Here is an 11052-nt window from a genome sequence, read left to right as displayed (position 1 = left end):
GGCTCACCCCGCGATCCGTACGGTCGTGCTGGCGCCCCAGATCGCCAGCGACAGGAAGAAGTCCAGGACGTTGATCGCCACGATCGAGGTCCGCACCGCACGGCCGACGGCGACGCCGACGCCAGCCGGGCCGCCGCTCGCGTAGTAGCCGTAGAAGCAGTGCACCAGGATGATCAGGACGGCGAAGACCAGCACCTTCCCGAAGGACCACAGGACGTCCACCGGGGGCAGGTACTGCTGGAAGTAGTGGTCGTAGGTGCCCGTGGACTGCCCGTAGTACCCGGTGGTGATGGTGCGGGCGGCCAGGTACGAGGACAGCAGGCCGATCACGTACAGCGGGATGACGGCCACGAACCCGGCGATCATCCGCGTCGTCACGAGGAACGGCAGCGAGGGCACGCCCATGACCTCCAGCGCGTCGGTCTCCTCGCTGATCCGCATCGCGCCGAGCTGGGCGGTGAACCCGGCGCCGACGGTCGCCGAGAGCGCGAGCCCGGCCACCAGCGGGGCGATCTCACGGGTGTTGAAGTACGCCGAGAGGAACGCCACGAAGTTGGAGGTGCCGAGCTGGTTGAGCGCGGCGTACCCCTGCAACCCCACTTCCGTGCCGGTGAAGAACGACAGGAAGGCGATCACCCCTACCGTGCCGCCCACGACGGCGAGCGCGCCCCGGCCGAAGCTCACCTCGGCGAGCAGCCGCAGGATCTCCTTCTTGTAGCGGCGCAGGGTGCGGCCGGTCCAGGCCAGTGACCGCCCGTAGAAGGACAGCTGGGCACCCAGCTCCTCCAGGCCTTTCAACAGCGCCATGCCTCAGCCCCTCTGGGGAACGACTTGGAAGTACACGGCGGTCATCACGAAGTTCGTCACGAACAGCAACATGAAGGTGATCACCACCGACTGGTTCACCGCGTCGCCCACTCCCTTGGGTCCGCCCTTCGCGGTCAGCCCCTTGTAGGAGGCGACGATCCCGGCGATCGCGCCGAACACCAGCGCCTTGACCTCGGCCGCCCACAGGTCGGAGAGCTGGGCGAGGGTGGTGAAGGAGGCCAGGTAGGCGCCCGGAGTGCCGTTCTGAAGGACGACGTTGAAGAAGTAGCCGCCCGCGACGCCGACCACCGACACCAGGCCGTTGAGCAGCACCGCCACCAGCATCGACGCCAGCACGCGGGGGACGACGAGGCGGTGGATGGGGTCGATGCCCAGCACCTGCATCGCGTCGATCTCGTCGCGGATCTTCCGCGCCCCGAGGTCGGCGCAGATCGCCGTGCCGCCGGCGCCCGCGATCAGCAGCGCGGTGACGATCGGCGAAGCCTCGCGCAGCACGGCGAGCACGGAGGCGGCCCCGGAGAAGGACTGGGCGCCGAGCTGCCGGGTCAGGCTGCCGATCTGGAGCGCGATGACCGCCCCGAACGGGATGGAGACCAGGGCCGTCGGCAGGATGGTGACGCTCGCGACGAACCACGTCTGCTGGATGAACTCCCGTGCCTGGAAGGGCCGTCGGGGGATCGTGCGGACGACGTCCAGTGCCATCGCGAAGAGGCTGCCCGAGTGCCGCAGCGCCCCGACCGGTGACAGGCTCACGCGCCGGCCACCTCCTTCTGGTGCAGCGCGGCCTCACGCCGGGCGATCGCCTCCCAGCGGGGTGGCCGGGCGATATCCGGCCCCGGCAGCAGGCGGGGAGCCGGCTCCTGAACGCGCCCGCTGTCGTCGATCTGCGCGAGCTCCTGCTCTACCTGCGCCGCGTCCTTCTCCTCCGCCATGCCGATCGGGCCCTGCATCCGGCCGTTCAGGAACTGCCGTACGACGGGCTCGTCGCTGGCCAGCAGCTCTTCGCGCGGCCCGAACATCACCAGCTCGCGGCGGAACAGCAGCCCGATGTTGTCCGGCACCTGGCGGGCCGAGGCGATGTCGTGCGTAACGATGAGGAAGGTCGCGTCGATCTGGGCGTTGAGGTCGACGATGAGCTGGTTGAGGTAGGCCACGCGCACCGGGTCGAGGCCCGAGTCGGGTTCGTCGAAGAGGATGATCTCCGGGTCGAGGACGAGCGCCCGGGCCAGCCCGGCGCGCTTGCGCATCCCGCCGGAGATCTCACCGGGCAGCTTCCCTTCCGCCCCGATCAGCCCGACCATGTCCATCTTCTCCAGCACGATGCGCCGGATCTCGCTCTCGGACTTACGGGTGTGCTCGCGCAGCGGGAAGGCGATGTTGTCGTACAGGTTCATCGAGCCGAACAGCGCGCCGTCCTGGAACAGCACGCCGAAGAGCTTGCGCACCTCGTACAGGTCGTGCTCTCGGAGCTTGGTGATGTCCCGGCCCTGGATCGTGATCGAGCCGCGCTCCGGCTTCAGCAGTCCGACGAGCGTCTTGAGGAACACCGACTTGCCCGTGCCCGAGGGGCCGAGCATGACCGAGACCTCCCCGGCGGGCAGCGTCAGCGAGACGTCCTGCCAGATGACCTGGTGACCGAAGGACTTGGTCAGCCCTTCCACACAGATCTCGACACCCATCCGGTCCACCCTTCAGCCCGTGGAGCAGTGCTCCTGGAGCAGCTCTGACATCTGCTCTACGGGGAGGGGCGGGGGGTCCGTCGCTCGGGGGGCGGATTTTTTTCGAGCGGGTTTCCGGACGGGTTTCCGGGCGGGTTTCCGGACGGGTTTCCGGGCGGGATTCCGGGCGGGTTTCCGGGCGCTACGGAAGCGGGCTCGGCGTGGGCACGGGGAGCGAGGCGGACGGTACGGCGGGAGCCTCCGGAGCTTCCGGGAGCGCAGGGGCCTCTGTGCCGGTCGGCACGGCGAGGGGCTCCACCGGCACGTCGGGGACGTCGGGCACCTGCGGGACCTCCGGCGCGGACAACGCGGGCAGCGGCGACACCGGGACCTCAGGAACGTCCGGGACCTCCGGCAGTGACGGAACCGACGGCACCGACGGCACGGACAGCGGAAGGAACGATTCGCCCACGGGAGACTCGGCCGCTCCGCGCTCGGCTGCCGCAGCCGTGGGCCCATTCCCCCGAGGCGTACGATCCCCTCCACCGCTGTCCGGCCGGACCGCCTCGGCACCCGGAGAGGCAACGGCGGGCCGAGGGGGCCTACCATCCCCGCCCCCGTCTCCGCCGCCGTCGAGGGCGTACGGCAGCACGAACCCCGCCACCGCCAGGGACGCCGCCGTCGAGGCGACCGCCACGGCCTGCGCCCTGCCGACTCCGCGCGGCCGTCCCCACCCGATCAGGAACAACGCGAACCCGAGCGTGGCGGCCAGCGACTGCCGCAGCGTCCGCCGGGCCCGGGCCAGCAACGACTCGACGGTCCGGTAGCTCAGCCCCATCCGGACGGCGACCTGGCCGACGTCCAGGTCCTGCGACTTCAGCCGCAGTGCCTCGGCCTGCCGCGCGGGCAGCTCACCACTGCGCACCGCCAGCCACTTCGCCTCGGCCCGGTCGCACACCGCATCCTCGACGGGAACCGGACCGGGGGCGATGAGCGTCGGGCTGGTACGCACCTCGGCCTCGCGGTTCACCTGCCGGTAGCGGTCGACGCACAGCCGCATCGTCACCGTCGTCAGCCAGGCCGCGAGCCGCTCCTCGTCCAGGTCGGGCCGCTCGGCGGCGCGCAGCATCGCCTCGTGCACCGCGTCCTCGGCGTCCTCCGCACTCATCGACCTGCGCCGGGCCACCTTGAGCAGGTGCTCACGGTGGCTCCACATACGCCGCCACCGCTCGTCGGCCGCGGTCACCTCCGCAGGTGTCCCTGCGGGCATGTCCGCAGGCGTGTCCGTCGCCATGAGGGCCCCTTCGCGCTCACCCACCGGTCTCGTGCTGTCCGGCGGTGGGCGACATTACCGCCCAGTATCGGCGGTTGTGGAGGGGGAGACGGTCATCGAGTCCGCGCTGTTACTGGTCAGCGGGGCGCCGCTGGGCAGCAGGTCGTCGCCGGGGAGCTCCATGTCCGGGTCGGGGACGGTGAGTTGCGGCTCCTCCGTCTCCCGGGGCTCGGCGGCCGCACGGGACGGGGTGGGGACCGGTGAGGCGGGGGCCGGTGACGGGCGGGACGGGATGGCGGTCGGACGGCCGGAAGGGGTGGGTGCGGCTCGTTCCGGCTTCGAGGGCGATCGTGACGGCTCGGAGCGCGCGGAGGAGAACCCGGCGGAGCGGTCCGGCACCACACGGTGCCCTTCCAGGAAGTACGCGTACCAGGCCCGGACCGTGCGCAAATATGCCGCCGAGTGGTTGTAGCCAAGGATCGCCCGGTCCAGCGCGGCGGGAACGGAAAGATCCCGCCCGCCCGCACACAGATACCGTCCGGCGGCGAGTGCCGCGTCGAAGACGTTGTTCGGATCCGTACGCCCGTCGCCGTTGCCGTCCGCGCCCCAGCGGGCCCAGGTCGACGGGATGAACTGCATCGGCCCGACCGCACGGTCGTACGCCGTGTCCCCGTCATGAGCGCCGCCGTCGGTGTCCCGGATCAGCGCGAAGGCCACGCCGTCCAGCCGCGGCCCGAGGATCGGCGCCAAGGTCGTACCGTCCGACGCCACCCTGCCGCCCCGCGCCTGTCCCGACTCCACCTGCCCGATCGCCGCCAGCAGCTGCCAGCGGAGCCGGCAGCCGGGCGCCTCGCGCACGAGCCGGTCCTCGGCCCGCCGGTAGGCGGCGAACACGCTCGCCGGCAGCGCACCGCCCACCTCTGCTTCCGCCCCGCCGCCTGCGCCCTTCCCGGTCCGCAGCGGCGGCAGCTCGGTCCGGTACGGCGCGTCGCCGGACACGCTCGGTCCGTCCTCGGCGGGTGCCTGCCTGGGCGCCGGTGCGGAGGCCCGCCCCGGGACCGCCCCCGGTGCCTGGGACGCGGTGAGCGCCGCCATCGCCGCCACCGCGGCCGCCGTGCCCCTGACGCGTCTGCCCCTGTGCCCCGCCACGTCCTGTTCCCCTCCCTGTGAGCTCTTCTCGTCGTCTGCTCTACGGGGGAGGGCGGTGGGTCCGTCGCGGGGTTTTGCGCACGGTGCGGCTACGGCGGATTCCGCGCTCCGCTCAGCGCTTTCTCCGCTCGCTGGTCGACGAGGCGGGTGACCACGTGCTGGGGCACTCCGAGCAGCGCGTACAGACCGGAGTGCAGACGGGCCGCGGCGGCAGTCAGGGCTGTGAGCAGGTCGAGATGACTCTGGAGGCCGGCGCCTCCCTAAGAGGGAAGAGTCGTGATGGTTGTGGAGGGGGAACCTGCTCCGGGTCACTCACGGGGGCCGTCAGTTCACCAACATGTCCCGACGGCGCATCGGCCACGCGTCCAGGTGCAGGACGAAGAGCAAGTAGCGATAGACCACGGCCGTCGGTGGGAGGCCATATGGTCGTTCCCACGTGCCACGACCGCATCATTGTCAAGGGGGACCACGATGCAGGCCAAGGAGACGCTGTTCGCCGACCTCGTGCAGGGGAGGGCCCAGCAGTTCCAGGTACCGCTCTACCAGCGGACGTACTCCTGGACGGAGAAGCAACTCAGGCAGTTGTGGAGCGACATCCTGGAGCAGGCCGAGCTGCTCGAGCGTGGGGAAAAGGCGGCTACCCACTTCCTGGGGTCCGTCGTGCTCGCTCCGTCACCGCAGAACGAGGCGACGTTCCCCCGCTGGCTCGTCGTCGACGGTCAGCAGAGGCTGACCACCCTCTCCATCGCCCTGGCCGCCATCCGCGATCACATCAGGGACACAGAGCCGGACGAGGCCGAACGCATCGACGAGGAATACCTGATCAACAAACGCAAGGGCGGCAGCGATCACTTCCGGCTGTTGCCGACCCAGGCTGACCGGGCGCAGTTCGCCGCGCACATCCGCGGCCCGCTCGCTGAGCAGTCTCCCGGCGGAAGTGTCGCGGCGGCTTACGGCTTCTTCCGCCGCAAGCTGGTCGAGGTAGCCGATCCGGCAGCCCCGCAGGACGTGTTCCGCATCGAGCAGGCCGTCACCTCCCGGCTCACTCTGGTGGCGGTGACCGCAGAGCGCGGCGACAACGTGCACCGCATCTTCGAGTCCCTCAACAACACCGGCTTGAAGCTCAGTCAGGCCGACCTTCTGCGCAACTACCTGTTCATGAAGCTGCACACCCGCGGTGAGCACGTCTACGAGACGTACTGGCTTCCGCTGCAGGACAGCCTGAGCAACGAGGAGCTGGAACAGCTCATGTGGCTCCAGTTGGTCCTGGACGGGGACGACCGGGTGCGCCGCCAGGACCTGTACGCGGCCCAGCAGCAGCGCTTCGAGCGGGGCGAGGCGAGCGAGACGGAGATCGAGGCGTACATCAGGGAGTTGCACCGCCGTGCCGCTCTCTTCCGCCGCCTGCTCCACCCCGAGGAGGAGCCGGACCCGTCGGTCCGCGCCCATCTGCGCCGCCTGGACGCCTGGCAGGCGCAGGTCACCTATCCCGCGCTGATGCTGCTGCTCGACCGGCGCGAGCGCGGGGAGCTCGACTCCTCGGGTACGGCCCGCGCGATGTCGTACATCGAGAGCTTCCTGGTGCGCCGGATGATCTGCCGGGTGCCGACGAACAACCTCAACAGGATCTTCCAGGCCGTGCCCGGGCAGCTTCCGCTCGACGTGCCCGTAGCCGACGGACTGCACCAGTTGCTCTCCGCCGCCAACCGGTTCTGGCCCGACGACGACGAGCTGCGCGAGAAGATCCAGAAGGCACCCTTCTACCAGTTCGGACGCTCGCAGCAGCGCAAGATGGTGCTGCAGCGGCTGGAGGAGAGCTACGAGCATCCGGAGCCGGTGGATTTCGCCGCAGCGCAGCTCACCGTCGAGCACGTCATGCCGCAGTCGCCCGGTGACGAGTGGCTCCGGATGCTGGGCGAGGAGGCGGCCGACGGAGAGAGCGCGGAGGACCTGCACTCCCGGTTGCAGCACACCCTCGGGAACCTGACGCTCACCGCGGTCAACTCGGAGCTGTCGAACCACCCCTTCGAGCGCAAACAGGGTCTGCTCCAGGGCAGTCATCTGGAGATGAACCGCCGTATCGCGGCCACAGAACGCTGGGGCGCGAAGGAGATCCTCGCCCGCGCCGCCGAACTCTCCGACCGTGCGATCGCGTTGTGGCCGGCTCCACTGCGCGGAGTCGGTCGCGCGGAGCGCAGCCGGGACTGGCACCTGGCCCACCAGGTGCTGGCGGCGCTCCCCCACGGCACGTGGACGTCCTACGGCGACCTCGCCGCGTTCCTCGGCTCCGGCGCCCAGGCGGTGGGAAACCACCTGGCGAGCACGCCCGGGGTGGCCAACGCATACCGGGTGCTCACCTCCGAGGGCAAGGTCTCCGAGGGCTTCCGCTGGACGCCCGAGGACGAAGGGGGCGACGTCCGTTCCCGGCTGATCGCCGACGGTGTCCGTTTCACGGTCAACGGAGCCGCCGATCCGGCGCAGCGTCTCACTGCCGACGACCTCGCCGTGCTCGTCGCCGAGGACGACGACCAGGCCGACGGCGCGGACGGCGAGGACACCGCACAGCGCACGCCGGGTGGCGGCCAGGGCGAGGAAACACGCGCCGACAGGTTCTTCCGTCAGCTCGCGGCGGACGACTCCCCCGAGACGGTGGAGGCCGTCCGCGCGCTCCTCACCCGCTGGGAGGAGCTCGGCGGCTGGATCGGGTATGGGGCGGGCCAGGTCACGACCAGCGCGTTCCTCATGCTGGGTCAGGCGGGCGCACCCGGCCGCGGCATCTGGCCCTTGACGCTCTACCCGGGCACCGGGCGTGGCGGCACGGCGGAAGTGGTGTTCCAGCACCTGGCCGCCCGTGAACCGTTCACCGAGCGCGCGCTGCGTGCCGAGTTCCTCAGGCGGCTCAACGAACTGGAGGGCGTCGACATCCCGGAGGGCAAGCTGGAGCTGCGTCCCAGCTTCCGTCTGTCGGTGCTGGAGAAGGACCGCAACCGTGAGCTGTTCGCCGAGACCGTGGCGTGGTTCCGGGACTGCTGGGAGAACCGGGAAACAGCCTGAGCGCCCGGCTCCTCTCCTGGTGCTCGTGCGACCAGGAGAGGAGCAAGTCAGGGACCACCGTGATGGCGTGACTACTTCGCGAGCGCGTACTCGGCCCAGACGGTCTTGCCCGGTCCGTCCGGGCGCGGGTGCCAGTCCCAGCGAGCGGCCAGGTGCGATACGAGGAGCAGCCCGCGGCCGGTTTCCTCGACGTCCGGGGTGGCGTGGGCGGCGGGGCGGCGAGGGAGGCGTTCGGCGCGGGTGTCGGTGACCTCTACGCGTACGGTGCCGCCGTCGGCGGTCGCATGAACGCGGAGACGGAAGTCCCGGCCGGCGACGTGGCCGTGCCGGACCGCGTTGGCGGTCAGTTCGGCGACGATCAGGAGCAGGTCGTCGTGGTGGTGCGAGTCGTACGGGATGCCCCACTCGTCAAGCCGGAGGGCTGTCAGGCGGCGGGCGAGGCGGGCGCCGCGGGGCGTGGAGGTGAAGCACATCTCGAAGACGCGTCCGGCCTTCGCCGGGTCGCCGAGTTCGGTGGTGCTGCTGGTGCTGTCGGGCTTGGTCATCACGCTGATTACGGTCCCGTTGGTGGCGTAGCGTTACCAGTGGTGACGCACAGACGTGGTGCAGCTGTACGCGCGGTGTGCGGCCTGGTACGAGATGCGCGGCGTGACGGCGTCCGGGGGCGGGCGTTGGGCCGGGGAGGCGGTGGCTGGGATGACGGAGCGTGCGGGTGCGGATGCCCTGGCGGGTGGGGGCGGTGGAGCGACCGTGAGTCTTGGAGACGCCTGGGAGAACGGCGACGGCGGGATGGGGCGGCGGCCGGAGGACGAGGCCGGGAAGGGCGTGGTCTGCGCGTTCGGCAAGAACCTGAAGACACTGCGCCTGCGGGAGGGCATGGACCGGGAGGAGTTCGGCAAGCGGATCGGGTACTCGGCCGCGACCGTCGCCTCGTACGAGCAGGGGCGGAGGATCCCGTCGCCCAGGACGATCGACCATGCGGATGAAGTGCTGGGCGCCGGTGGGTTGTTGAGCGTGTGGAAGGAGGAGGTGGAGCGGGCTCAGTATCCGGGGTTCTTTCAGGGGATGGCGGCGCTGGAGAAGGAGTGCATTGAGCTGCTCATGTACGACACACTCGTCGTCAACGGCCTGCTCCAGTCCGAGGAGTACATGAGGGCGTTGCTGGGAATGCGGCGCCCACCATTGGATCCAGAGACCGTCGAGCAGCGCGTGATCGCGCGGCTGGCTCGGCAGGACATCTTTGACCGGCGTCCGGCACCATTGCTGAGCTTCGTGCTGGACGAGTCGGTGCTACGACGCCCTTACGGCGGAAGGGACGTTCTCCAGGGACAGTTGGAACAGCTCCTCCTGATCGGCCAGAAGCAGAACGTCGAGATTCAGGTCATGCCGCTCGACTGCATGGAGAGCGCGGGCGTGGACGGGCCGTTCACCGTCGCCACGCGCACGGACGGCAAGAAGTTCGTGTACGCCGAGGCGCAGGGAACCAGCGCCCTCGAAACCGATCCGAAACAGGCAGCTCTCTCCGCCGCACGCTATGGGATCATCCGATCACAGGCTCTCACTCCGCGGGAGTCACTGGAGTTCGTCGAAGGGTTGCTGGGATCGCTATGAACAATGCCGAGTCCTCGACCGTCACTTCTGGCCTCGCCTGGTTCAAGAGCAGCTACAGCGGTGCCGAGGGCGGCCAGTGCGTAGAGGTCGCGACCGCTACGAACGCCGTCCACATCCGGGACTCCAAGAACGTCACCGGCCCCCTTCTCACGGTGTCGCGTGAAGCATGGGCCGGCTTCGTCGAGTTGGTCTGACACTTGTACGGCCACGATCAGTAAGTAGGCTGTACGGTCCTGCAAACTTTGCGGGAGTCATGGGGGATGTGCGGTGAACGGCGCGACTCTGCCTTTACGAATAGGCCCGTACCTGGTCGAGCGGCGGCTCGGCGCAGGCGGAATGGGAGAGGTCTACCTCGCCTACTCCGTCGCGGGTGAACCGGTCGCCGTGAAGGTGATCCGGCCGGACCGCACGGATCCGCACACCCGCGCTCGTTTCGAACGCGAGGCGACGATCGCGCGGACGATCTCGGGAACGGGCCGTGTGGCCCGTTTTATCGACGCGGATCCGTTCGCCGAACAGCCCTGGCTGGCCATGGACTACGTCCCCGGTCGCCCGCTCTCCGACGTGGTGAAGGATCAGGGGCCTCTAACCGCTCCACTCGTGGCGAGTCTCGGCGCGCTGCTCGCCGAGGGGCTCGCCGCCGTTCACACCGCGGGTTTGCTTCACCGCGATCTGAAGGCGCAGAACGTCATCCTCGGCGACTTCGGCCCGGTGATCATCGACTTCGGCCTCGGCGCCTTCTTCGGGGCGTCCAAGGGGTCGCTCACGCAGGCCGGCGCGGTCATCGGCACGGTGCGCTGCATGCCGCCCGAACAGGCCCTGGGCGAGCTGGACGTGACGCAGGCCGCCGACGTGTACGGCCTCGGAACCGTACTCCTCTACGCGGCGACCGGACACTACCCGTACGACGGCGCCCGCTGGGAGGCGGTTGCCGCGCAGGTGGTCAACTCCGAGATCGGCCCCGACCTGTCCGGGCTGCCCGACGAACTGGCCCCCATCGTGACGACCATGTTGGCGCACAAGGCGGAGGACCGCCCCTCTCTGGAGGAGGTGACCCGGCAGTGTGCGGATCTCCTGCGCCTGCTGGGGACGAGTCCGGCTCGTGCACGGCGGGCTCTGATCCATGAGACGACGGCTAAGGACCATTCCACGATGGTGCTGCCGCAGCCGGATGCGCCCATGCTGGACCGGCTCGACTCGTTCGAGAGGCTGCTGCGCGAGGAGTCGGCGTCCGCGGCGGGGAACACTCCTGCCTCGCCGCCCCGCGGTGAATCCGAGACGGACACGGCGTCCGTGCGGGAGCTCGAGCCCGCGAAACAGAACCAGGCCGAGCCCGTACCGCAAAGGGGCCGCCCGCCTGCTTCCCGCAGGGTCGCCGAGGAACTGCGCGAGCGCTACGCGGCGAGACCCGCGCTCGCCTGGTCCAAGCGCTGAACCAGCCCTCCGCCCTTTCCACGGCGGAGGCCTGCCCAGGGCATT

10 protein-coding genes are annotated in these 11052 nt (G+C 70.0%); 4 read left to right on the top strand and 6 right to left on the bottom strand.

Translation table 11 applies throughout. The features are described 5' to 3' along the window. Positions 1–3 precede the first annotated feature (3 nt). The 5 genes from ACZ58V_RS17085 to ACZ58V_RS17065 all read right to left on the bottom strand — a co-directional run bounded on the left by ACZ58V_RS17085 (position 4) and on the right by ACZ58V_RS17065 (position 4854). A complete protein-coding gene (locus ACZ58V_RS17085) occupies positions 4–807 on the bottom strand; it encodes an MlaE family ABC transporter permease (protein WP_328338145.1) in 804 nt (267 codons plus the stop codon). A 3-nt stretch (positions 808–810) separates the two neighbouring features. Beyond that, positions 811–1581 carry an MlaE family ABC transporter permease gene (locus ACZ58V_RS17080; protein WP_010036858.1) on the bottom strand — a complete coding sequence of 257 codons (771 nt, stop codon included), beginning with the start codon at positions 1579–1581 and terminating at the stop codon, positions 811–813. Beyond that, positions 1578–2507 (bottom strand): ABC transporter ATP-binding protein, encoded by a 930-nt coding sequence (locus ACZ58V_RS17075; RefSeq protein ID WP_471290610.1) that lies wholly within the window; start codon positions 2505–2507, stop codon positions 1578–1580. Before ACZ58V_RS17075 ends, ACZ58V_RS17080 begins: the two co-directional genes overlap by 4 nt. A gap of 181 nt (positions 2508–2688) precedes the next feature. Then, complete coding sequence (locus ACZ58V_RS17070; protein WP_471290609.1) at positions 2689–3780, bottom strand: RNA polymerase sigma factor; 1092 nt, start codon at positions 3778–3780, stop codon at positions 2689–2691. Positions 3781–3834: 54 nt separating this feature from the next. Continuing rightward, positions 3835–4854 carry a lytic transglycosylase domain-containing protein gene (locus ACZ58V_RS17065; protein ID WP_471290711.1) on the bottom strand — a complete coding sequence of 340 codons (1020 nt, stop codon included), beginning with the start codon at positions 4852–4854 and terminating at the stop codon, positions 3835–3837. A gap of 525 nt (positions 4855–5379) precedes the next feature. Between ACZ58V_RS17065 and ACZ58V_RS17060 the strand changes: the two genes are divergently transcribed. Next, positions 5380–7962 carry a GmrSD restriction endonuclease domain-containing protein gene (locus tag ACZ58V_RS17060; protein WP_471290608.1) on the top strand — a complete coding sequence of 861 codons (2583 nt, stop codon included), beginning with the start codon at positions 5380–5382 and terminating at the stop codon, positions 7960–7962. A gap of 71 nt (positions 7963–8033) precedes the next feature. Here ACZ58V_RS17060 and ACZ58V_RS17055 read toward each other — a convergent pair whose 3' ends face one another. Then, positions 8034–8507, bottom strand: coding sequence for an ATP-binding protein (locus ACZ58V_RS17055; RefSeq protein ID WP_471290607.1), 474 nt, complete (start codon positions 8505–8507; stop codon positions 8034–8036). Positions 8508–8658: 151 nt separating this feature from the next. Between ACZ58V_RS17055 and ACZ58V_RS17050 the strand changes: the two genes are divergently transcribed. The 3 genes from ACZ58V_RS17050 to ACZ58V_RS17040 all read left to right on the top strand — a co-directional run bounded on the left by ACZ58V_RS17050 (position 8659) and on the right by ACZ58V_RS17040 (position 11007). After that, positions 8659–9573: a helix-turn-helix domain-containing protein gene (locus ACZ58V_RS17050; RefSeq protein WP_471290709.1), complete on the top strand. Its 915-nt coding sequence runs from the start codon at positions 8659–8661 to the stop codon at positions 9571–9573. Further along, entirely contained in the window at positions 9570–9767 is a 198-nt protein-coding gene (locus ACZ58V_RS17045) for a DUF397 domain-containing protein (protein ID WP_030950791.1), read from the top strand. The genes ACZ58V_RS17050 and ACZ58V_RS17045 overlap by 4 nt, the downstream gene beginning before the upstream one ends. Positions 9768–9840: 73 nt before the next feature. Beyond that, positions 9841–11007, top strand: coding sequence for a serine/threonine-protein kinase (locus ACZ58V_RS17040; protein WP_471290606.1), 1167 nt, complete (start codon positions 9841–9843; stop codon positions 11005–11007). Positions 11008–11052: the final 45 nt, after the last annotated feature.

The organism is Streptomyces sp. NPDC040589, assembly GCF_055594445.1.
Note: the sequence above shows the minus strand (reverse complement) of the source record. Positions and strands in the feature narration are given on the sequence as shown.